The 20,693-nt window shown below is 69.2% G+C and carries 21 protein-coding genes; 10 read left to right on the top strand and 11 right to left on the bottom strand.

Going from position 1 to position 20,693, the window contains the following annotated elements; genetic code table 11:
* Nucleotides 1-109: 109 nt before the first annotated feature.
* A complete protein-coding gene (locus tag DX914_RS00760; RefSeq protein ID WP_196778791.1) occupies nucleotides 110-1,546 on the top strand; it encodes an MATE family efflux transporter in 1,437 nt (478 codons plus the stop codon).
* Nucleotides 1,547-1,592: 46 nt separating this feature from the next.
* Here DX914_RS00760 and DX914_RS00765 read toward each other — a convergent pair whose 3' ends face one another.
* Both DX914_RS00765 and DX914_RS00770 read right to left on the bottom strand, forming a co-directional pair.
* Nucleotides 1,593-3,083, bottom strand: coding sequence for a hypothetical protein (locus tag DX914_RS00765; protein WP_115857184.1), 1,491 nt, complete (start codon nucleotides 3,081-3,083; stop codon nucleotides 1,593-1,595).
* A gap of 73 nt (nucleotides 3,084-3,156) precedes the next feature.
* Complete coding sequence (locus DX914_RS00770) at nucleotides 3,157-3,516, bottom strand: DUF1428 domain-containing protein (protein ID WP_115857185.1); 360 nt, start codon at nucleotides 3,514-3,516, stop codon at nucleotides 3,157-3,159.
* A gap of 186 nt (nucleotides 3,517-3,702) precedes the next feature.
* Here DX914_RS00770 and DX914_RS00775 point away from each other — a divergent pair, with 186 nt between their 5' ends.
* Nucleotides 3,703-4,863, top strand: a complete 1,161-nt coding sequence (locus DX914_RS00775; protein WP_115857186.1) for an AAA family ATPase — start codon at nucleotides 3,703-3,705, stop codon at nucleotides 4,861-4,863.
* 222 nt (nucleotides 4,864-5,085) lie between these two features.
* Here DX914_RS00775 and DX914_RS00780 read toward each other — a convergent pair whose 3' ends face one another.
* A complete protein-coding gene (locus DX914_RS00780; RefSeq protein WP_115857187.1) occupies nucleotides 5,086-6,063 on the bottom strand; it encodes a CsgG/HfaB family protein in 978 nt (325 codons plus the stop codon).
* A 303-nt stretch (nucleotides 6,064-6,366) separates the two neighbouring features.
* On the opposite strand from DX914_RS00780, the gene DX914_RS00785 reads away from it, so the two are divergent.
* Nucleotides 6,367-7,344: a hypothetical protein gene (locus tag DX914_RS00785; RefSeq protein WP_115857188.1), complete on the top strand. Its 978-nt coding sequence runs from the start codon at nucleotides 6,367-6,369 to the stop codon at nucleotides 7,342-7,344.
* 23 nt (nucleotides 7,345-7,367) lie between these two features.
* On the opposite strand, the gene DX914_RS00790 is transcribed toward DX914_RS00785, so the two are convergent.
* Complete coding sequence (locus tag DX914_RS00790; RefSeq protein ID WP_115857189.1) at nucleotides 7,368-7,589, bottom strand: RNA-binding S4 domain-containing protein; 222 nt, start codon at nucleotides 7,587-7,589, stop codon at nucleotides 7,368-7,370.
* A 117-nt stretch (nucleotides 7,590-7,706) separates the two neighbouring features.
* Between DX914_RS00790 and DX914_RS00795 the strand changes: the two genes are divergently transcribed.
* Nucleotides 7,707-8,693 (top strand): zinc-dependent alcohol dehydrogenase family protein, encoded by a 987-nt coding sequence (locus DX914_RS00795; RefSeq protein ID WP_115857190.1) that lies wholly within the window; start codon nucleotides 7,707-7,709, stop codon nucleotides 8,691-8,693.
* Nucleotides 8,694-9,319: 626 nt separating this feature from the next.
* Here DX914_RS00795 and DX914_RS00800 read toward each other — a convergent pair.
* Complete coding sequence (locus tag DX914_RS00800; protein ID WP_115857191.1) at nucleotides 9,320-9,580, bottom strand: GIY-YIG nuclease family protein; 261 nt, start codon at nucleotides 9,578-9,580, stop codon at nucleotides 9,320-9,322.
* Between the two features lie 127 nt (nucleotides 9,581-9,707).
* Here DX914_RS00800 and DX914_RS00805 point away from each other — a divergent pair, with 127 nt between their 5' ends.
* From DX914_RS00805 to DX914_RS00815, 3 genes are all read left to right on the top strand, one after another.
* A complete protein-coding gene (locus DX914_RS00805; RefSeq protein WP_196778792.1) occupies nucleotides 9,708-10,730 on the top strand; it encodes a fatty acid desaturase in 1,023 nt (340 codons plus the stop codon).
* A gap of 183 nt (nucleotides 10,731-10,913) precedes the next feature.
* Nucleotides 10,914-11,357, top strand: coding sequence for a hypothetical protein (locus DX914_RS00810; RefSeq protein WP_196778793.1), 444 nt, complete (start codon nucleotides 10,914-10,916; stop codon nucleotides 11,355-11,357).
* A gap of 181 nt (nucleotides 11,358-11,538) precedes the next feature.
* A complete protein-coding gene (locus DX914_RS00815; protein WP_115857193.1) occupies nucleotides 11,539-11,853 on the top strand; it encodes a metalloregulator ArsR/SmtB family transcription factor in 315 nt (104 codons plus the stop codon).
* 36 nt (nucleotides 11,854-11,889) lie between these two features.
* Here the strand turns inward: DX914_RS00815 and DX914_RS00820 are convergent, their stop codons facing one another.
* The 5 genes from DX914_RS00820 to DX914_RS00840 form a co-directional block, all read right to left on the bottom strand.
* Nucleotides 11,890-12,561, bottom strand: a complete 672-nt coding sequence (locus tag DX914_RS00820) for a serine/threonine protein kinase (RefSeq protein WP_231118083.1) — start codon at nucleotides 12,559-12,561, stop codon at nucleotides 11,890-11,892.
* A 28-nt stretch (nucleotides 12,562-12,589) separates the two neighbouring features.
* On the bottom strand, nucleotides 12,590-13,129 hold the full coding sequence (locus DX914_RS00825) for an RNA polymerase sigma factor (RefSeq protein ID WP_115857194.1): 540 nt from the start codon (nucleotides 13,127-13,129) through the stop codon (nucleotides 12,590-12,592).
* 77 nt (nucleotides 13,130-13,206) lie between these two features.
* Nucleotides 13,207-14,187, bottom strand: a complete 981-nt coding sequence (locus DX914_RS00830) for an SRPBCC domain-containing protein (RefSeq protein ID WP_115857195.1) — start codon at nucleotides 14,185-14,187, stop codon at nucleotides 13,207-13,209.
* Complete coding sequence (locus DX914_RS00835; RefSeq protein WP_115857196.1) at nucleotides 14,184-15,161, bottom strand: acyl-CoA desaturase; 978 nt, start codon at nucleotides 15,159-15,161, stop codon at nucleotides 14,184-14,186. The genes DX914_RS00830 and DX914_RS00835 overlap by 4 nt, the downstream gene beginning before the upstream one ends.
* 618 nt (nucleotides 15,162-15,779) lie before the next feature.
* Complete coding sequence (locus tag DX914_RS00840; RefSeq protein WP_196778794.1) at nucleotides 15,780-16,352, bottom strand: hypothetical protein; 573 nt, start codon at nucleotides 16,350-16,352, stop codon at nucleotides 15,780-15,782.
* Between the two features lie 101 nt (nucleotides 16,353-16,453).
* Here DX914_RS00840 and dbpA point away from each other — a divergent pair, with 101 nt between their 5' ends.
* Nucleotides 16,454-17,851 (top strand): ATP-dependent RNA helicase DbpA, encoded by a 1,398-nt coding sequence (dbpA, locus tag DX914_RS00845; RefSeq protein ID WP_115857197.1) that lies wholly within the window; start codon nucleotides 16,454-16,456, stop codon nucleotides 17,849-17,851.
* A 100-nt stretch (nucleotides 17,852-17,951) separates the two neighbouring features.
* Entirely contained in the window at nucleotides 17,952-19,013 is a 1,062-nt protein-coding gene (locus tag DX914_RS00850) for a GGDEF domain-containing protein (protein ID WP_115857198.1), read from the top strand.
* Nucleotides 19,014-19,022: 9 nt separating this feature from the next.
* On the opposite strand, the gene DX914_RS00855 is transcribed toward DX914_RS00850, so the two are convergent.
* Entirely contained in the window at nucleotides 19,023-19,418 is a 396-nt protein-coding gene (locus DX914_RS00855) for a DoxX family protein (protein WP_115857199.1), read from the bottom strand.
* A 137-nt stretch (nucleotides 19,419-19,555) separates the two neighbouring features.
* On the opposite strand from DX914_RS00855, the gene DX914_RS00860 reads away from it, so the two are divergent.
* Complete coding sequence (locus DX914_RS00860; RefSeq protein ID WP_115857200.1) at nucleotides 19,556-20,488, top strand: S41 family peptidase; 933 nt, start codon at nucleotides 19,556-19,558, stop codon at nucleotides 20,486-20,488.
* The last annotated feature ends 205 nt before the right edge of the window (nucleotides 20,489-20,693 follow it).

Here is a 20,693-nt window from a genome sequence, read left to right on the forward strand (position 1 = left end):
CGCGGATGTCGAATTCCGGCCCGCTGGATCGTCGTCTGGGAGTGTCGCCGGCTGGATCGGGCATCGGGCCCTGTCCTGCGCCGGCGCACTCATGTTCTTGGAGCCAATGATGACCGATCCGTCTCCTCCTGCTTCCGCAGCCAACGATGCCCACGACGCGCCCACGTCGTTGTGGGGCGAACTGCGCGACGCGGTCCGCGGCACCAACGCCGACTACACCAAGATCCCTTTGCGCCGCGCGGTGTTCCTGCTCGCGGTGCCGATGGTGCTGGAGCTGGTGCTGGAGTCCACCTTCGCGGTGGTGGACATTTTCTTCGTCGCCAAACTGGGCCCTTCGGCGGTGGCCACGGTGGGCCTGACCGAGAGCTATCTGTTCCTGTTGTACGCGGTGGCCATGGGCCTGGCGATGGCGGTGACCGCGGTGGTCGCGCGGCGCATCGGCGAGGGCAAGCGCGAGGAAGCCGCGATGACCGCGGTGCAGGCGATCTTCATCGCCTTGCTGGTGTCGGTGCTGCCGGCGGTGGTCGGCATCGTCTACGCCCAGGACCTGTTGCGGCTGATGGGCGCCGACGCCTGGAGCATCGAGCACGGCTACCGCTATACCCAATGGATGCTGGGCGGCAACGCGGTGATCATGCTGCTGTTCGTGATCAACGCCATCTTCCGCGGCGCCGGCGACGCGGCCATCGCCATGCGCGTGCTGTGGCTGTCCAACGGCCTGAACATCCTGCTGTGCCCGCTGCTGATCTTCGGCATGGGGCCGGTGCCGGCGCTGGGCATCGAAGGCGCGGCCATCGCCACCAACATCGGCCGCGGCGTGGGCGTGCTGTTCCAGCTGTGGGTGCTGTTCCGCGGCGGCAAGCACATCTCCGTGTCGCTCTCGCAACTGGTCTGGCGCGGAGCGATGCTGTGGAACATCGTGCGCACCTCGCTGGGCGGCGTAGGCCAGATGATCGTGGCCATGACCTCGTGGATCTTCCTGATGCGCATCCTGGCCAGCATCGGCAGCGAGGCGGTGGCCGGCGCGACCATCGCCATCCGCATCATGATGTTCGTGATGATGCCGGCCTGGGGCATGTCCAACGCCGCCGCCACCCTGGTCGGGCAGAACCTGGGCGCGCAGCAGCCCGAGCGCGCCGAGGCCTCGGTGTGGCGTATCGGCTGGTACAACATGGCCTACCTGGTGGTGGTGTCGGTGGCCTTCTTCGCTTTCCCGCAGGCCCTGGTCGGCTTCTTCAGCGACGATCCCAAGGTGGTGGCGGTGGGCGCCGAATGGCTGCGCATCCTGTCGTATTCGTTCTTCGTCTACGGCTGGTGGATGGTCACGGTGCAGGCCTTCAACGGCGCCGGCGACACGGTTACGCCGACCAAGATCAATGTGGTGTTCTTCTGGCTGATCCAGATCCCGCTGTCCTACCTGCTGGCCATCCACCTGGGCTGGCAGCATTCGGGCGTGTTCTGGGCGGTGTTCTTCTCCGAGACCTCGGTTGGCCTGTTCACCCTGTGGCTGTTCCGGCGCGGGCGCTGGAAGACGGTGCAGGTGTGATCGCTTGAACCTCCGCGCCCGCCGGTGTCGGCGGGCGCGGATCGGGTCAAGGCGCTTTCTTTTCCTTGCCCAGCTGTTCCAGCACCTGGGCCTCGAAGGCCTTGCCCGCGCGCTCGGACTCGGCCGGATCGCCCGGCGTGAGCAGCTTCTGCGCGAGCGCGGCGTCGATGGCCGCGCGCGGCCCGCCGACCACGATCAGGGTCTGGTCGCCGGTGCCCAGCGGCAGGAAGCGGTCGGCCGACTTGCGCGCCTGCAGCAGTGTGTCGAGCAGGCGCAGCACCGCGTCCACGTCGTACCAGTCGCCCTGGTTTTCGGCGCGGGTGCGGTAGATCTTGCCGTCGGCATAGGCCACGAGCTGGTAGGGGCCTTCGTCGTCCTCCGGCGCGATCTCTTCGAACACCACGCCGCTGAGCGACGGGCGCACCAGCGCGGCCAGCTCGCGCAGCAGGCTGTCGTGGGCGTTGGGGAACTGGCCGGTCTCGACGTCGAACCAGTGGGCGTAGCCGGCGGCCATCAGTACCGAGACCACATCGGCGCCTTCCAGCGCGCTGGGGTCGGCGTCGACGACGCGGGTGAAGCCCATGGCCTGCAATTGCTCGATGCGCGCACGCACGCGGGCGGGGTCGGCCTTGGACGGTTCGACTTCGGCGGCCTCGGGCTTGCTCGGCTTGCGCAACTGGGTGCAGATCGGATCGTCGACGCGGCGGCTGCAGGCCAGTTGCAGCTGGGTCTGGCCGATGCGGCTGTCGCTATGGGCGAAGGCCATGGCGACGTGGTCGGCACGCTCCTGGCTCTCGGCTCCTTGGGCGCTGAGCTGCGTGTGCAGGCGTTCCAGGGCGGCGGTGGCCTCAGGCTGGCGCAGTTCTGCCATGACGAAAGCCGCGCTGCGTGCCTGGAGCTCATCGTCGCCCTGCATCAGCGCGCGAGCCGCGCGCTCCAGGCGCGGATCGAACGCGGGCGGCGGGCCAGCGCGCATGCTGTCCAGATCGTAATAGGCCAGCACCGCCAGATCCGGAGTGTCGGCGCGCAAAACCACGGGCGCGTCGGCCAGCGTCGCGCATTCTTGGGCGAAGGCCGGCATCAGCGCGCGGCGCAGGTTGGAATCGGGCTCCGCGGCGATCTTGCGCACCGACTCGCAAAACGCGGGCGCCAGCGTGCGGTACTGCAGCCGCTGCCGCCATTGCTCGGCCCACGCCCCGGCGTCGGCGGCGGGCACCGCGTCGGCGCTGCGACGCAGGCGCGCGATCCAGCCCGCGTCGCCGCTGGCGATACCATCGGTGGCATGCATGATCGGCGGGAAGCGTTTGTCGTCTTCCCACCAGTCGCGCAGTTCTGCGGACGTGGTCGGCAAGGCGGCCGCGTAGCGCGCCGGCAAGGGGCCGGTTTCCACGCTGACCCGCGTCGCAGCGGGATCGGAGAAGGCGATGCGGCCGCCGGCATCAGCGGCCGCGACGGCGGGCGGAGACGCCGGTTCGCCGCAGGCCGACAGTCCTGGCGCTAACAGCAACACCAGCAACAGCTTGGAATTCGAGCGCATCCGTTCTCCCCAACGGCAAGCGAATGCGCCCGATTGTTCCAGCCTGGGCGGGCGCGGTAAAGCCGAGCGGCGGCTACAGTTCGATGAAGGGCTTGAAGCCGCCCCAGAACATGCGCATGGCGTCGAAGGGCAATTTCTTCGGATCCATCGAATCGCCCAGGCGCGGATCGGCCATGACCTTCTTGATCACTTGGTCGCGGTGCCGGCGCGACTTGTACACCGCCCACGAGAACACCACGACTTCGCCCGGCTTGAGCTTCACCGACTGCGGGAACGAGGTGACCTTGCCCGGCTCCACATCGTCGGCAACGCATTCCACGTAGGCCAGCGCGCCGTGCTCGCGCCAGATCCTGCCGGACTTGCGCGCCAGCTTGCGGTAGGCCGCCAGGTTCTTTTCCGGCACCGGCAGGACGAAACCGTCTACATAGCTCATACATCCTCCATGGCTGCGGAGAGATCGCGGGCCGAGCCTACGACGGGCGGCGGCAAAGCGCGATGACGCGGATGTGCATAAAACGCGAAGAACCGCCGCGCCGCCGCCGTCACCGGCCGGTCGCAAAGCCTGAGATGCAGGCCGTCTCCAATGCCGGTTCCGCTCCGGTTTGGATTCGCTGCGCCCATGCTGACCACGCTCGCCGTCGCCCATTACCGCTCGCTGCACGAGTTGATCGTGCCGATGGCGCGCTTGAACCTGGTCACCGGCGCCAACGGCAGCGGCAAGTCCAACCTCTACCGCGCCTTGCGCCTGCTGGCCGAGACCGCTCAGGGCGGGGTGGTGCCGGCGCTGGCGCGCGAGGGCGGTCTGGGCTCCACCCTGTGGGCAGGGCCGGAGCGGTTGTCGCCGCGCATGCAGCGCGGCGAGGTGCCGGTGCGGGGCGGGCCGCGCCAGCAGGCGGTGTCGCTGCGGCTGGGTTTCGCCGGAGAAGAGTTCGGTTACGCGATCGATCTGGGCCTGCCGACGCCTTCGCAGTCGGCCTTCGCCCTGGACCCGGAGATCAAGCGCGAGGTCATCTGGAGCGGTCCGTTCCTGCGTGCCTCCAATCTGCTGGTCGACCGCCGCGGCGCGATGGCGCGCGCGCGCGACGGCCGCGGCTGGCGCGTGGTGGCCGAGCACCTCAACGCTTACGAAAGTCTGTACACGCAGATCGCCGATCCGGTCGGTGCGCCGGAGGTGCTGAGCCTGCGCGAGACCATCCGCGGCTGGCGCTTCTACGACCACTTCCGCGCCGACGGCGAGTCGCCGGCGCGGCAACCGCAGCTGGGCACGCGTACGCCGGTGCTCAGCCACGACGGCCGCGACCTGGCTGCGGCCTGGCAGACCATCGTCGAAATCGGCGATCGCGGCGCGCTGGACGCGGCGGTGGCCGATGCGTTCCCGGGCGCACGCGTGAACGTGGTCGCCGACGGCGGCCGCTTCGGCCTGGAGTTCAGCCAGCACGGGCTGCTGCGGCCGCTGTCGGCGGCGGAACTGTCCGACGGCACCTTGCGTTATCTGCTGTGGATCGCGGCCCTGCACACGCCACGGCCGCCGCCGCTGATGGTGCTCAACGAGCCCGAGACCAGCCTGCACCCGGATCTGCTGCCGGCGCTGGCGCGGCTGATCGCGCACGCGGCCCGGCGCACCCAGATCTGGGTGGTCTCTCACGCCACGCGCCTGATCGCGGCGCTGGAACAGGAGCCGGGTTGCAATACCTTGCGGCTGGAGAAGGCGATGAGCCGCACCACGTTGCAGGGGCAGGGGCTGCTGGATGCGCCGGCCTGGCATTGGCCGGAGCGTTGAGCCTCGCGCGACGGCTCAGCCACCACGATTCCGTTCCGTCATTCCGGCGGAAGCCGGAATCTATTTTGATCTTCGCTGAGATTCGCGACGGAAGCGAACAGCAACGTCAACATGGGCTCCGGCTTTCGCCGCAATGACGGGGGCTATCGCGCTCGCGGACCGGCCCAGCAAAGCAAAAGGCCGCCTCGCGGCGGCCTTTCGCGACAACCGGATCGCGGCGGCTTACTTCGACAGCTCCAGCGCCAGCGAGGTGACCCAGCCCTTGTTGCCCATTTCGTCTTCCACTTCCCACATGGCGCCCTGCTTGTTGCCGGTGGGGTACAGCATCATGCCCACTTCCAGCGAACGCACCACCTTGCCCTTGCCGCTGGCGTCGGTGTACAGGCGGCCGGGCTTGACCACGGTGACGGCCTGCTGCGCGTTCGAAGCCGAGGCGTTGGCGGACACGCCGCCGAGTTCGCCGACCAGTTCGGTATAGGCCTGCAGGTAGGCCAGGGTGATGACCTGGCCCAGCTCGGTGTTGGCGTAGCCGGACACACCGGCGCCGCCCAGGCCGCTGCTGCCCCACAGCGCGCCGCTGGCGCCGAAGCCGATGTCGGTCTTCTTGGCGTGGCCCTCGGCCATGGCCACCTGCTCGGACGAGCGCACGTCGGTCAGGGTCAGGACCACGTCGGCGGTCTTCTTGCGGAAGTTGAGGTTGCCGGCCACGCGGCCGACATCGCCGCCGACCAGGCCGCCCAGCAGGCCGCCGATGGCGTTGCCGCCGGCGTTGTTGTTCTGCGCGATCAGGTCCGGCACCAGCACGTAGTCGGCGGCCTTGATCTGGCCCTTGCCGATGTTGGAGCGGTTGCGCAGCTGGCCGCTGGAGGCCAGTTCGCGTTCGCGCATGGCCATGTCCATGCCGGCACCGCGGTCGACCAGGGTGAAGCAGCGCGACTTGCTCACGAACACCTTGATCAGCTTGCTCGGCGCAGGCAGCTGTTGGCCGCTCCACCAGTTCACCGAATCCTCCGGCTCGATCACCGAGATCGTGCCCAGGCTCTTGGCGCAGGTCGGAATCTGCGCGGTCTTCTCGGCGCGCTGTTCCTGCGCGCTCTTGCGCTGCGCCGAAGCGGGCGTGGCGGTCAGCGTCAGGCCCAGGCCCAGCGTGCAGGCCAGGGCGAGGCCGGCGGACGAGATGCCCCTGAGTGCGGTCTTCATTGTGCGGTTATTCCTTCAACGACTAGCGAAAAGCCGACGCGCGGGCGCCGGCACCAGTGGAGTCCGTTCGTCCTGTCCGGCCCTGCCAGCGGCAGCGGTCCGGTCCCCAAGCGAGCCGGAGACGGCAGGGCCGTCGCCGTGGCGACTCACACCGGCATGATAACGTGACTTACGTCGGATTTAGGACGCGGTCGGGGCGGCACGTAGCCGCCACGTTCCGCCAATACGCGTGGCGGGCGCTCGCGCCGGGCCGCGCGGCTTGCCTTACCATCGCCGGCCGCGAACAGGGGAGAGCGCGCAAGGATGATCGTTCCAGCCTATTGGGCCGAGGCGCGGCTGCAGCACCGCAGCCATCGCCGCCAAGTCACCGTGCGCCGCTTCGGCTGGTCCGATTCGAGCCTGGCCGACGCCCAGGCGCACGCCGACGCGCGCGTGCAGGAGGCGTTGCAGCGCATCCTGGCCGGCGAGCCGCTGCCGCGGCGCGAACACCGCGTGGGTTACGGCGGCAGCGAAGGCCTGCCGATCCGCGAGGAGATCGTCGAACGCCACGGCGATGCGGTGATCACCCGCAACAGCTACGGCGCGCTCTGCCTCAACACGCCCGACGTGCTGTTCGCCGATGTCGACTTCGACGCCGAGCCCGGGGGCGCGCTGTCGTGGCGCGGCTTGCTGGCGGTGCTGGTCGCGGCGATCGCCGTGGGCGTGTGGAAGGGCTCGTTCGCGCTGTTCCTGGGCGTGCTGGTGGCCACGGTCGTCATCGCCACGATGGTGGTGCGGCGCCTGCGCCGGCGCGCCTACCAGGCCCAAGGCGGGCCGGAAGCGCGCGCCCGTGCGCGCATCGACGCCTTCATCGCCGCGCGTCCGGACTGGCGCCTGCGCCTGTACCGCACCCCGGCCGGCTTCCGCCTGATGGCCTTGCACCGCACGTTCGCGCCGCGCGAGGCGGAGGCGGCCGAGGCTTTTCGCGCGCTGGGCGCCGACGGCCGCTACGCCGCCATGTGCGTGGCCCAGAACTGTTTCCGCGCGCGCGTCAGCCCCAAGCCCTGGCGCATCGGCATCGCCCGCAAGATCGTGCCGCCCACCGCGGCCTGGTCGCAGGAACAGGCGCAGTTGCCCGCGCGGCTGGCCTGGCTGGTCGACTACGCGCAGGCGGCCCTGGGCTACGCCTCCTGCCGCTACGTCGCCGACTTCGGCGATGCGCCGCTGGACCCCAAAGCCGAAGCCCTGCGCGAACTGCACGACCTGCTGTGTCGCGCCGACGAGGCGCTGCCCATCGCCTGAAGCGGTGGCCTGGGCGGCGCGCCTCAGCGCGCGGCGATCACCCGGATTTCCATGCCCTGCCAGCGCACGGTCTGGCCGGCGTGGATCTTGCAGGTCTTGCGCAACTCGACCTGGCCGTCGACCGTGACTTCGCCGCTGGCGACGATGGCCTTGCCCTGGCCGCCGCTGCCGCACAGCCCGGCCAGCTTGAGCAGCTGGTTGAGTTCGACGTGATCGCGGTCGAGTTCGAAATCGATGGGGTTCATGGGCATCGTTGCGGGAATTCGCCGAGCAGGGTCGCAGCGCCGGCCGCCGCGCGCAAGCGCCGCCGGCGGAGTAACGTGGCGGCAGGCCCGGTCCGGGCGCCCCCAATGGAGTAAGCGATGAAGCAGGCCCGATACGAGCAGCGCGGCCCGGTGCCGCAGGACGTGATCGCCGCGGTCGAATCGGCCACGCCGGCGCCCGCGCCCGGGCAGGTGCTGGTGGAGGTGCTGGCCGCGCCGATCAATCCGTCCGACCTGCTGACCCTGACCGGCGAGTACGGTCTGCTGCCGCCGCTGCCGGCGGTGGGCGGCAACGAAGGCGTGGGCCGGGTGGCGGCGCTGGGCGAGGGAGTGAGTGCGCCGGCGATCGGAACCGTGGTGCTGCTGCCGCCCAGCGGCGGCAGCTGGAGTACGCACCTGCTGGCCGACCCGCGCGCCTTGCTGCCTTTGCCCGAAGCCGATCCGGTGCAGCTGTCGATGATCACGGTCAATCCGCCGACGGCGCGTTTGCTGCTGACCGAATTCGTCGACCTGCAGCCCGGCGACTGGGTGATCCAGAACGCGGCCAATTCGGCCGTGGGCGGGTACTTGGTGCAACTGGCCGCGCTGCGCGGCCTGCGCACGCTCAACGTGGTGCGGCGCGAGTCGGCGGTGGCCGGCGTGCGCGAGCTCGGCGGCGACGTGGTGCTGGTGGATGGCGACGATCTGTCGCGCCGCGTGCGCGAGGCCACGGACGGCGCGCCGGTGCGGCTGGGCATCGACGCGGTCGGCGGCGGCGCCACCGAGCGCCTGGCGCAGTCGCTGTCCGAGGGCGGGGTACTGGTCAACTACGGCGCGATGAGCGGCGAGGCCTGCGCGTTGTCGCCGGCGCAGTTGGTGTTCCGCGACATCGCCCTGCGCGGCTTCTGGCTGGCGCGCTGGTACCGTCTGGCGCCGATGGCGCAGCGGGTGGGGCTGTTGCAGGAGCTGGCGGGGTTGATCACGCAAGGCGCACTGCGCACGCGGGTGCAGGCGGTGTACGGCATCGACCGGATCAAGGACGCGGTGGCGGCCGCGGCGGCGGGCGAGCGCGAAGGCAAGATCGTACTGGTGCCGAATCAGACCTAAGCCACTGCCCAGCGCTGCCGGACCGCCATCCGCACCGCACAACTGCGACGAAGGCCGCGATCGCCCCTGTAGGCGCTGCGCAAGCTGCGACCGCGAATCCACAGTTACGACCAAGCCCTCGGTCGGCGTGGGGTCTGCTCTGACGCCTTGGGGTAGGAGCGGCGTAAGCCGCGATCAGCTCCGAACTCGCGAAGGTGTGTGGGTGTGCTGGTTGAAGCAACAGCAACAGCTTCCGTCCGCAAGCGGCCGGGTAACTTTCTTTTGATAAGCGTCAAAAGAAAGTAACCAAAGAAAAACGCTACACCAGAGCTCCCGTGCGAGATCGGAGTGGGCGCGGGGATTTTTCGATGGCACGTCCCTGTGCCAGCGAAAAACGGCGCACCTCCTGTGCGCCGCCCTCCGGGTCTTCTATTGGGGCTGCGAGTTCGGTGCCCGAGCGAGGGTCGAGAGCATTCGCTGCGCTCACCCCCTCACCCTAGCCCTCTCCCGCAGGCGGGAGAGGGAATGCATCCGACGCCGCTTTGCTTTAGCCCCTCTCCCGCTCGCGGGAGAGGGGTTGGGGTGAGGGCACGCGCAGCGACAACCTCGCGTCGCAACACGCGTCATCCATCCTCGATCCCCCCCCATCACGGCGGCAACCGCTCCCCCGCGCACAGCGCCCACTTCCGCTCCGGCGCCAGCCGCTTGATCGCATGCTCCGCTCGCTGCGCCGCGGACCGGTCGGGGTACTCGAAGCTGGCCAGCAGCCGCAGCGGCGGGTGGGCGCGGGTGTAGCGCGCGCCCTTGCCGGCGGCATGCTGGGCGTAGCGGCGCTGCACGTCCACGGCCACGCCGGTATAGACGCTGCCGCCGCGGCATTCGATCAGATAGACGTGCCAGACGCTCATGCCGCCAGGGTAGCCCGGGGCCGGCGAGCGCGGGAATCCGGATGAACATCACAACCCTACGCCAGCGCACGTCATTGCAGCGCCATCGTTCGCCTCCGACAATGGGTCTCCTTCCAGGAGAATCCGCTTGAGCGCCCCCGCCGAACCGTCCGTCGCCGCCCAACTGCGCCAGCTGTGCGCCCGCTACGCCCAACCGCACCTGGGCCGCGCGGTCTGGCAACTGATCAACACCCTGTTGCCGTTCGCCGCCTTGTGGGCCCTGATGGCCTGGAGCCTGGTCGGCGACTGGGGCTACGGCTGGACCCTGCTGCTGGCGCTGCCCACCGCGGGCCTGTACGTGCGTTTGTTCATCATCCAGCACGACTGCGGCCACGGCTCCTTCTTCGCCAGCCGCCATGCCAACGACACCGTCGGCCGCTGTCTGGGCCTGGTGACCCTGTTCCCCTACGGTTACTGGAAGAAGACCCACGCCGTGCACCACGGCACCTCGGGCAACCTGGACCGCCGCGAGATGGGCGACATCGAAACCCTGACCGTGGCCGAGTACCGCGCGCGCTCCTGGCTGGGCCGCATGAGCTACCGCCTCTACCGCAGCACGCCGGTGCTGCTGGGCATCGGCCCGGTCTACCAGTTCGTGCTCAAGCACCGCTTCCCGTTCGACCTGCCCTTCACCTGGAAGAAGGAGTGGGCGAGCGTGCTGCTCAACAACCTGACCCTGCTGCTGGCCTTCCTGGGCCTGGGCTTCGCGATCGGCTGGGGCACGGTGCTGATGGTGCACCTGCCGGTGGTGTTGATCGCCGGCGCCACCGGCGTGTGGCTGTTCTACGTGCAGCACACCTTCGAAGAAGCCTACTGGACGCGCAAGGACGACTGGAGCTCGCAGGAAGCGGCGATGGCCGGCAGCTCGTACTACGACCTGCCGCGGGTGATGCATTGGTTCACCGGCAACATCGGCTACCACCACATCCACCACCTCTCCAGCCGCATCCCCAACTACCGCTTGCGCGAGGCCTTCGAGTCCAGCGCGCTGCTGCAGTCCGCGCCGCGGCTGACCCTGTGGACCAGCCTGAAGTGCGCGCGGCTGAAGCTGTGGGACGAAGAGCTGCAGCGCATGGTCGGCTACCCCAAGCGCGTGCGCGCCCGCGCCTGAGCGCGCCCGGCCGCGGCGGCTCGCGCCGCGGCCTGAAGCAGGGGCCCGGGACACCCGGGGCCCCTGATCCATTCCCCCGCATCCGCTCTCCGCAGCATGCCGACGAACGGCGCTTGACTTGCCGCGATTTGTATTTAGCATTTTAGTTAAATAAACAAATAGCTAAATCCGAGGAGCAAGGCCATGATCGAAACCGCCGTCGTCACCCAGTTCAGCCTGCTGGCCTACCTGGCCATTTCCATCGCCATGACGATCTGGGTGGCCCGCACCCTGTCGCGCAACGGCGAGGTGTTCCTGGTCATGTGCTTCGGCCAGAACGAGACCCTGGCCCGCTCCACCAACCACCTGCTGGTGGTCGGCTTCTACCTGATCAACATCGGCTTCATCGCCCTGCGCCTGGACGGCTGGAACACCGACGCCCTGCTCGGCAATCCGGTGGCCCACGTGGGCAGCAAGATCGGCGTGTCGGTGCTGATGCTGGGCGCCATGCACTTCTTCAACATGCTGATGATCTCGCGCTACGGCCGCACGGTCGCCGGCTGGATGCGCGACCAGCGCTACGAGCAGGAAGTGGCGCAGGCCGCCGGCCGCGGCGCGCCGCCGCCGCTGCCGGGCTCGATGCGTTGAGGCGCATGCGCCGCACCGCAGCTGGCGTGAACCGGGCCGCGACGGGGACCTCCCCGCCGCGGCTGCGGCGTTCGCGCGCCCCGCGATTGCGGCCCCGGTCATCCGCCGCCCGCGCGCAGGGCTATCATGGGCTTGCGCTCGGCGCAGGCCTTTCCCGTTCGCTCCTTCGGTGCCCATCGCCATGATGCAGGACAAGATTTTCGAAGCTTTGGCGTCCAGCCCGCGGCGGCAGATCCTGGCCTACCTGTCGGAGCAGGAACTGCCGGCCGGCGACATCGCCGCGCGCTTCAACATGAGCGCTCCGGCGGTGTCGCGGCACCTGTCGGTGCTGGTCAACGCCGGCCTGATCAGCAGCGAGCGGCGCGGCCAGTACGTGGTCTACAAGCTGGTGCCCGACAACCTGGTCAACACCCTGACCCAGTTCGCGTTCGAGATCTGCCCGGTCGGCGGGCCGCTCAAGCGCGAAAGCCGGCGCGCCAAGAAAGCGGCCGGCTGAGCGCCGGCCGTTGGGGAAAGCGGCGGGGCAGGCGCCTCACTCGCGTTCGAAACGCAGCACCTCGTCCAGCGCCGCCTGCGCGCGGCGCAGGCTGTCGCCGGTAATCGCATCGTCCATCGCCCGGGCCAGGCGCGGCCGGCTGGGATGGCGCGACCAGCGATGGAACCAGGCCGTGGCCAGCAGGCCCGCCGCGCCGCCGGCCAGGCCGCCCCAGACCAGTCCCGGCACGCGCGCCAGCAGGTCCACGTCGCCCAGTCCGGCCAGGGTCATCAGCAGCGGCACCCACAGGAACCACCAGGGCAGGCCGGCGAACATGCCGGTGCGCACGTACAGGCGGCGCAGCCGCGCCAGTTGTTTCTGGATCTCCACCACCGGCGCGGCGTAATCGATCCTGCCGATCTGCCCCAGCACCACGCCCGCGCAGATCAGGGTGATCACGCCGTAAACGTGGATGACGATGCCGGCGACGATGGACGAGGGGTGTTGCGGCGCGCTCATCCACAGCAGCGAAGCCAGGGCCACGAAGGCCAGGCCGAAGGGAATCTGCAGCAACTGCCCCCAATACAGCGGGCGCAGGCTGCCGCGCGCCTGGTCCAGCTTGCGCTCGCGCAGCAGCTGCAGGTTGAGTGCGTTCTGGGTTTCCAGTTGCCGGTCCAGGCTCTGCCAGGCCAGCTTGAGATCGTCGAGTTCCATGGTGTGGCTGCTCATGTCGGTCGTCTATGGTCGGTAGCGGCGCTCAGGCCGTCAGGTCGTCGCGGATGCGTTGCTTGAGGCGGTTGATCTTGGTCGCCACGTTGGTTTCGCTGATGCCCAGCACCTCGGCGATCTCGCGGTAGCTGCGGTCTTCCAGGTACAGCAGGAGCAGGGCGCGGTTGAGCGGCTCCAGTTGCTGGATCACCCGGTGCAGGGCGCGCACGCGCTGCGCCGCTTCATGGTCGGCGCTGTCGTCGGCGAGGTCGTGCAGGTCTTCGTCCAGCGGCACCGCCAGGCGTTGGCGCGGGCCGTCGCTGCGTACGTAGGAGATCGCCACGTTCAAGGCGATGCGGTACATCCAGGTCGAGAACGGACGCTCGGGGTCGTAACCGGGATAGGCGCGCCACAGCTGCGCGGCGATCTCCTGGGCCAGGTCGGCGCGATCGTCCGCGTGCCGGCAATAGGTATGGCAGACCTTGAACACGATCTTGCGGTGCGCCTCCAGCAGCGCGCCGAAACGCTGCCGGACCTGCTCGCCTGCGGCCGTCCCTTGCCTGCCCACCTGTCCCCCCAACCGTTCCATGCCCGTATGCCGTAGTGTCTAGTCGAACACATGATTCGCGGCGGCGGGCGAATCCTCACACGGGGCCGGGCAGGGGCTCAGACCGGGGGCGCGGCCTCGGCGCGGTGGCGGTAGAAGTCCAGCAGCACCTGGCACTGGTTGCCCAGCAGCCAGCGCGCCAGCGGCGCGGCGTACCAGTCGAAGCCGGTGCTGACCCGGTAGCTCATGCTCACCTTCAGCTCGGTGCCGCCCTCGCGCGGGATCAAGGTGTAGGTGGTGTCGCGCAGGTCGAAGTATTCGCCGCCGATGCGCACGTGGTCGTCCAGCGCACCGGGCGGGACCGAATCCTCGTCGAAGGCGTACTGCCAGCGCACGTAGCGCTGCGGCTGCCAGTCGGTGGAGAGCTGGCGGAAATGGATGCCTTTGCCCATGCGCACCTCGCGCACCAGACCGCGCGCGTCCTCGTGGACCAGGCCCGACAGCGGCTTGGGCACGCCGATGCGGTAGCTCCAGGCCGCGTCGACCTCGTCGGGGCGGATCGCGTCGGCGCGCATCAGTTGCTGCCATACCGCTTGCGGGGTCGCGGCCACCGCGACCGTGCGTTCGACCTGCTCGATCCGGCCTTGCGGCTGCGGGTTTTCCAGCGCGCCCAGCACCAGGGGCAGGGCGAGGAAGCCATACAGCGGCGGCTTGGGCCGAGCGGTGAAGCGGAAGATCGCGCTCATCAGCAATCCGCCGGCACCGCCGATCAGGGTGAAGATCGGCGACGCCAGGATCGCGCAGATCGCACCTTCCCAGCCCATCACCATCGTGCCGATGATGAAGAACACATTGGCCAGCACGCCCAGGCCGAAATGCATGGCCCAGTGCTGCGGTCCGCGGCGTTGCGCCACATAGGCCGCGACCATGCCCACCACCAGCGGGGCCAGCAGCACGAACGACACCAGCATGGTCGCGTAAGCTTCGCCGGCCTTGGCGCTGAACACCCAACGCAGGCCCAGGCCGACCGCCACGCCGGCCACCAACGGCCACAGCCATTGGATCGGCGAACGCCGCGCGCGCGGTGCGGGCGCGTTCATGGCGTCACCGCCTGGCGCGGGGCGCGGCAGCAGGCACGTGGCGGCGGTTCGGGCAGGCGCCGCAGTTCCGGCCGCGGCGGCAGGTGTTCGGGCAGGCGCAGCCGGCTCACCCAGCCCAGTCGTTCCAGTCCGCGCAGCAGCCACCAGCCCGGATCCCATTCGCCCGGATACAGGCCCAGCCGCGCCGAACCGGGAAAGGCATGGTGGTTGTTGTGCCAGCACTCGCCCATGGTCAGCAGCGACACGAAACGCACATTGCGCCCCTGCACCGCGGCGCCGCGCACCTCGTGGTGCATGCAGCCGTGGTTGTGGGCGTAGTAGCCGATCAGCCAATGGCCGAACACGCCCGCGGTCACCCGCGCGCACACGCCCCAGAACACCCAGCCCCAGCCGCCCAGCGCGTAGAACAGCAGTGCCCAGGGCAGGTGCTGGGCCATCCAGGTGCTTTGCAGAAAGCGGTAGACGCGGTCCTGGGCGATGCGCGGTTCCAGCTCGATGCGCGGCGGCCGCGTCAGGCGCAGTTCGCAATGCAGCTGCCACCAGGCATCGGTGAGCGGCCCGCGCGCATGGGCCAGATAGTCGTGGCACTGCGGCAGCCGCTGCGCGTAATCGCGCAGATCGTGGGTGCGCACCAGCCCGATCGGGCCGGCCAGCCCCACTTGCACGCCGCAGTACACCAGCAGGTACTCCAGCCATTTGGGGCAGTCGTAGCTGTCGTGGATCAGCTTGCGATGCATGCCCAGCGAATGGCCGAGCAGCAGCACGGTGGCGGTGCTCGTTATGAACAACGCCAGTGCGCTCCAACTGAAAGTCAGCGCACTGCCGATGGTCGCGCCCAACGCCATCGCCGTGAACCACAGCGAGCGCACCGGCTCCCATACCACGCGTCCTTCGCTGACCGCGCGCACCGCAGCGCCGGCATCGGGCAGGGAACGCACGCGGTGTGTGTGCAAGCTGTCGGGCAGGGCGTGCATGGCGGCTCCTGGATCGTGATGGACAAGCCTTCGGAGGCCCGCGCCGGGACGCGAGCGCGGCTTGAATTCAATAATTAACTAATTTGCTAAATGCTTTATCGAGCCGAAGCCGCTGTCAAGTCTGCCCCGACCGGCGGTAGGCGTCCGCGGCCGTGCCCTCACCCCAACCCGCCCCGGGTGCAGTGCGAGCCAATGGCTCGCAAGCGCTGCCCCTCATCCTGTGAGCGGGAAGGGCTAGGGTGAGGGGGATGAGCGCAGCGCGCGAATGCTCTTGATCGCAAACGCCGTTACCGCCCTCGCGGTCCCAATCGGAAGACCCGAAGGGCGGCGCACAGGATGTGCGCCGTTTTTCGCTGGTGCAGGGATGCACCATCGAAAAATCACCGCGCCCGCCCCGACCTCGCCGCGCACGGCGTCGAAATAACACTGCCCTTCTCTTTGGTTACTTTCTCTTGGGCAAGCAAGAGAAAGTGACCCGCATGCGCAGCAGGCGGAAGCTGTTGCTGTTGCCTGTAAGAGCAACAGCCAAGGCAAATCCCCCTCAGTCTCCCTTTTCCAAAGGGGGAAGACACGCAAAGGGGGATAGGCAGGACGGAGCCGTCGCTCTAGCCCGGAACATCACTCTACAAAGTCGTACAACCGATAAATCCAAGACAACTCATAAGCCAACCCGAACACCACGAACCCCCGATGGAACCATTCCGAACGCGTACGCATCGCCACCAGGCACAGCACGACATAAACCGCGTTCCGCACCGGATACTCCGCGCCCATGCTGTCGAAGTACTCCCGCCCCTTGATCGCCGTATCGATGAAGTCGATCAGGAAACTCAGCGCCATGATCCCGAAGAACCACTGCCGCCGCGACAGAAAGTAGTCCTGCCAGCCCCGGTAATCGCCGATGTCGTCCGGGAACAACAGCGTGCACAGCAGGAACAGCACCACCACGTAGGCGATCAGGAAGGCATAGGCGGTGAAACTCCACGGGTGCAGATGGATCAGCCGGAACTCCCACCACCAGAAATGCGCGAGCAGAACGAACACCGAGATCGCCCAGCCCAGATGCACCCAGTAGATGCGCTCGCGGCCAGGGTGCTGGACGAAGCGCGCCATCCCCTTGAGCAGCGTGGTGATGGCCAGGCCGAGCACGATGCCCAGCAGGATGCGTACGTGGGTGAATTGCGGGTCCATGCGCAGGCTCCGTACCGGCCGGGCTGCCGCGGCCGCCGCCTCAGGATAAGCCGGCGCGGCGCCTGGAGCGCAGGCTCGGCCCAATGCTGCGATCATGTGGCATGAACCAGACTTCCGCCGTCCCCCCTTCCGATTTCGCCTCGCTGCCGCTGTCGCCGGCCCTGCTGCAGGGCGTGGCCGCGCTCGGCTACGAGCGCATGACCCCGATCCAGGCCCAGGGCCTGCCCGCGATCCTCGACGGTCGCGACCTGATCGCGCAGGCCCCCACCGGCAGCGGCAAGACCGCCGCTTTCGGCCTGGGCCTGCTGCAGCGGCTGGACCCGGGGCTGGGCCGTACCCAGGCGCTGGTGCTGTGCCCCACGCGCGAACTGGCCGATCAGGTCGGCCGGCAGCTGCGCAAGCTGGCCTACGCCATCGCCAACCTGAAGGTCTCGGTGCTGTGCGGCGGCATGCCGCTGGGCCCGCAGCTGGCCTCGCTGGAGCACGCGCCGCACATCGTGGTCGGCACGCCCGGCCGCATCCAGGAACTGCTGCGCAAGCAGGCGCTGCGCCTGGACGGCGTGAGCGTGCTGGTGCTGGACGAAGCCGACCGCATGCTGGACATGGGTTTCGAGGAACCGATCCGCGAGATCGTCGGCAAGACCCCGCGCACGCGCCAGAGCCTGCTGTTCTCGGCCACCTTCCCGGAGCCGATCCGCGCGCTGGCGGCCAAGATGCTGCGCGACCCGGTCGAAGTCACGGTCGAGGGCGGCGAGGCGCAGCCGCAGGTGGAGCAGCATTTCTACGAAGTGGAGCCGGCCAAGAAGACGCCGCTGCTGGCCGCGCTGCTGCTGGAGTTCCGCCCCGAGTCCTGCGTGGTGTTCTGCAACATGCGTCGCGACACCGAAGAGGTGGTGGGCTCGCTGAACCACTACGGCTTCGCCGCGCTGGCCCTGCACGGCGACATGGAACAGCGCGACCGCGACGAGGTGCTGGTGCGCTTCGCCAACCGCAGCTGCAGCGTGCTGGTGGCCAGCGACGTGGCCGCGCGCGGGCTGGACGTGCAGGACCTGGCGGCGGTGGTGAATTACGAGTTGCCCACCGATCCGGACGTGTACGTGCACCGCATCGGCCGCACCGGCCGCGCGGGTCGCGGCGGCGTGGCGCTGAGCCTGTGCGCGCCGCGCGAGGTCGCGCGCGCGCAGGCGTTGGAGGAGCGCCAGGGTCGGCCGTTGCGCTGGGAGCGCGCGAATCCGCTGGGCGGCAAGCCGCCGCAGGTGCCGCAGGCGCCGATGGCCACGCTGCGCATCGACGCCGGCCGCACCGACAAGCTGCGCCCCGGCGATGTGCTCGGCGCGCTGACCGGCGACGCCGGCCTCAAGGCCGACCAGGTCGGCAAGATCGACGTGTTTCCCACCCGCAGCTACGTGGCCGTGGCCCGCGCGCAGGCCGCGCAGGCCTTGGCGCGGCTGCGCGAGGGCAAGATCAAGGGGCGCAAGTTCCGGGTCCACCGGTTGTAAACGGCGACTGGGCGGAGCGTGCGTCTAAGCGGCTTTCACATCGCCGTCGTACAGTAAGCCCACCGCCGCCGGCCCCGCCGGGGCTCGGTCTACAGGCCCCATGATCAAACCGTCGACGCCGGACAACGAAAGCGAACGCCTGGCCGCGCTGCAGCGCTACGCCATCCTCGACACACCGCCGGAAACGGCCTTCGACGATCTGGTCGCCATCGCCGGCGCGATCTGCGCCACGCCGATGAGCACGGTGTCGCTGATCGACACCGACCGGCAGTGGTTCAAGGGCCGCCGCGGCATCGAGGCCGAGCAGACGCCGCGCGACCATGCCTTCTGCGCGCACGCGATCCTCGAACCGGAAAAGGTGATGGTGGTGCCCGACGCGCGCGACGATGCGCGCTTCAGCGACAACCCGCTGGTCACCGGCAATCCCAACATCCGTTTCTATGCCGGCGCGCCGCTGGTCACGCCCGACGGTTATGCGCTGGGCACCCTGTGCGTGCTCGACGACGAGCCGCGCGAGCTGGCGCCCTATCAGGTGCGCGCGCTGGAGGCGCTGTCGCGCCAGGTCAGCCATCTGCTGGAACTGCGCCGGGTCAGCCGCGAACTCAACCACCAACTGACCGAGCGCAACTGGTACGAACAGCAGCTCAAGCGCTACCAGCAGGAGCTGGAGGCGCAGAACGCCGATCTGACCGAGCAGACCCGCACCGATGCGCTGACGGGCCTGGCCAACCGGCGCGCGTTCAACGTCGCCTTGGAGCAGGCGTTGCAGGCCGGACGCGAGGTTGCGGTGGCGGTGGTCGACGTGGACCATTTCAAGGTGGTCAACGACGTGCACGGCCATGCCACCGGCGACGAAGTGCTGCGCGACGTGGCCGGCGTGTTGCGGGCGACCGGCGCGGCCAGCGGCCTGGTCGCGCGCTACGGCGGCGAGGAGTTCGTGTGGCTGATCTACGACCGCGCGCTGGCCGACGCCGCGTTGCAGTGCGAGTACCTGCGCCAGGCCGTGGCGCATGCCACGCAGACCCTGGCGGTCACCGTCAGCGTGGGCGTGGCGGTGGCGCAGGACGGCGACAGCGCCGAGCGCCTGTTCGCCCGCGCCGACCAGGCGCTGTACGCAGCCAAGCGCGGCGGACGCAACCGCGTGGTCGCGTCCGAGGACTAGCCGGGCGGCTTACTTGCCGTTGGCGCTGAAACGGCCGGGGCCGAGCAGGGCCAGGGCCAGGCCGGAGACCAGGAACATGGCCTGCAGTTCCAGCGCCCAGCCGCCCTGGCCGTTGAGGTCGTTGAGCTGGCCCATGTGGACCAGGAAGATCGCGAACAGCATGTTGATCGCGACCAGGGCGCCGCCCACGCGCGCATGCCAGCCCACGATCAACAGGATCGGCGCCAGCACCTCGCCCAGCAGCACGCCGTAGCCGAGGAAGCCGGGCAGGCCGCGCGACTCCACCAGATCCACGATCCCGCCCATGCCGCCGTTGAGCTTGGCGATGCCGTGCATCAGGATCAGCGCGCCCAGGACGATGCGCATGAACAGTCGGGCTAGGTCTTGCTGGGTGTTCGGGTCCATCGGGGTTCCTGGCGCGGATGGGTAACGGGACGATCCGAAGGATAGTCGGCGCGGGCGCCCGTGTCTGCGGGGAGCGCGATTGACCGGCCCGCGCGGGCATCGCCACAATCGCGCTACCTTCCTCCTAAGCGGTCCGCATGCGCATCGTTGTGGCGTTCTGGCTACTGGCCTCGATGGGAGCGGCCCAAGCCGCGCAGAGCCTGGACACCGTGATCGCGTCGGCGCAGGAGCGGGCCTACCGTTCCTCGCACGTCGATTGGCCGCAGGTGCGGGCGCAGGCCGAATCCATCGAGCGGACGCAGGGCGAAGATGCCGCCATCGCTTACGTGCTGCGCGCCCTGGGCGACAAGCACACGTTCTATCGGCCCCCCGCCGCCGCGGCGGTTGCAACGGTCGCACCGGCACGCCCCATCAGGGACCCCATGCCGGTGCCCGCGATCGCGGTCGCACGGCCGGCGCAGCAGGGCATCCCCGTGCTGCGGATCAACGCCTGGAGCGGACAGGACCAGCCGGCGGCGGCGCTGCGCGTGCGCGACGCCCTGATCGCCGCGCTCGCGCAATCCGACTGCGGCCTGATCCTGGATTTCTCGGCCAACACCGGCGGCAACATGTGGCCGATGGTGACCGGCCTGGCGCCGCTGTTGTCGCAAGGCAGGTTGGGGGCTTTCCGCGATGCGAAAGGCGTGGAGACCCCGATCGAGAATCGCGACGGCGCGATCTACTACGACGGCAACGCGCATTTCCTCAACCCGTCGCTAAGCCGTCTACCGCCGCGTTTGCCCAAGTCCATCGCCTTCGTCATCGGCCCGCGCACCGCGAGCTCGGGCGAGATCACGCCCATCCTGTTCCGCGGTCAGGCCGGCGTGCGCTACTTCGGTGCGCCCACGGCCGGTTATTCGACTGCGAACACCACGATCCGTTTGCCCAACGGCGGCCTGCTGGCGCTGACCACCGCCGCGACCGTGGATCGCAACGGCCAGGCCTATGAGCACGAGCTCGTGCCCGACGTACGCACCGAGGAACCGATCGCGCAGGCCGCGCAGTGGGTGGCGGCGCAATGCCGGCGCTGATGGTGTGGCGAGCCGGAGCGGCCTGAGCGTGCAGACCCGCATGCGTCGGACAAGGACGTCAGGCGTGGGCACGAGCTGGGCGCTGTGGCTGATCGCGCCAGGTCGGCGCGCGGCCGCTGAGGGTCTGGACACGCGGCTGGATGGAGCACCCGCTGCCAGTTCTGGCGAGCGATGAAACCGGCGCATGGATTGCCTTCGCTTTGGG

This window comes from Lysobacter silvisoli (assembly GCF_003382365.1).
Taxonomy (GTDB): domain Bacteria; phylum Pseudomonadota; class Gammaproteobacteria; order Xanthomonadales; family Xanthomonadaceae; genus Lysobacter; species Lysobacter silvisoli.

Coding starts and splice junctions, on each gene's coding strand:
- DX914_RS00840 (WP_196778794.1), bottom strand. CDS start 16,352: ATGGACCCGCAATTCACCCACGTACGCATCCTGCTGGGCATCGTGCTC.
- DX914_RS00800 (WP_115857191.1), bottom strand. CDS start 9,580: ATGAGCGTCTGGCACGTCTATCTGATCGAATGCCGCGGCGGCAGCGTC.
- DX914_RS00790 (WP_115857189.1), bottom strand. CDS start 7,589: ATGAACCCCATCGATTTCGAACTCGACCGCGATCACGTCGAACTCAAC.
- DX914_RS00760 (WP_196778791.1), top strand. CDS start 110: ATGACCGATCCGTCTCCTCCTGCTTCCGCAGCCAACGATGCCCACGAC.
- DX914_RS00855 (WP_115857199.1), bottom strand. CDS start 19,418: ATGGACCCGAACACCCAGCAAGACCTAGCCCGACTGTTCATGCGCATC.
- DX914_RS00785 (WP_115857188.1), top strand. CDS start 6,367: ATGATCGTTCCAGCCTATTGGGCCGAGGCGCGGCTGCAGCACCGCAGC.
- DX914_RS00810 (WP_196778793.1), top strand. CDS start 10,914: ATGATCGAAACCGCCGTCGTCACCCAGTTCAGCCTGCTGGCCTACCTG.
- DX914_RS00830 (WP_115857195.1), bottom strand. CDS start 14,187: ATGAACGCGCCCGCACCGCGCGCGCGGCGTTCGCCGATCCAATGGCTG.
- DX914_RS00780 (WP_115857187.1), bottom strand. CDS start 6,063: ATGAAGACCGCACTCAGGGGCATCTCGTCCGCCGGCCTCGCCCTGGCC.
- dbpA (WP_115857197.1), top strand. CDS start 16,454: ATGAACCAGACTTCCGCCGTCCCCCCTTCCGATTTCGCCTCGCTGCCG.
- DX914_RS00795 (WP_115857190.1), top strand. CDS start 7,707: ATGAAGCAGGCCCGATACGAGCAGCGCGGCCCGGTGCCGCAGGACGTG.
- DX914_RS00815 (WP_115857193.1), top strand. CDS start 11,539: ATGATGCAGGACAAGATTTTCGAAGCTTTGGCGTCCAGCCCGCGGCGG.
- DX914_RS00820 (WP_231118083.1), bottom strand. CDS start 12,561: ATGAGCAGCCACACCATGGAACTCGACGATCTCAAGCTGGCCTGGCAG.
- DX914_RS00775 (WP_115857186.1), top strand. CDS start 3,703: ATGCTGACCACGCTCGCCGTCGCCCATTACCGCTCGCTGCACGAGTTG.
- DX914_RS00770 (WP_115857185.1), bottom strand. CDS start 3,516: ATGAGCTATGTAGACGGTTTCGTCCTGCCGGTGCCGGAAAAGAACCTG.
- DX914_RS00835 (WP_115857196.1), bottom strand. CDS start 15,161: ATGCACGCCCTGCCCGACAGCTTGCACACACACCGCGTGCGTTCCCTG.
- DX914_RS00765 (WP_115857184.1), bottom strand. CDS start 3,083: ATGCGCTCGAATTCCAAGCTGTTGCTGGTGTTGCTGTTAGCGCCAGGA.
- DX914_RS00825 (WP_115857194.1), bottom strand. CDS start 13,129: ATGGAACGGTTGGGGGGACAGGTGGGCAGGCAAGGGACGGCCGCAGGC.
- DX914_RS00850 (WP_115857198.1), top strand. CDS start 17,952: ATGATCAAACCGTCGACGCCGGACAACGAAAGCGAACGCCTGGCCGCG.
- DX914_RS00860 (WP_115857200.1), top strand. CDS start 19,556: ATGCGCATCGTTGTGGCGTTCTGGCTACTGGCCTCGATGGGAGCGGCC.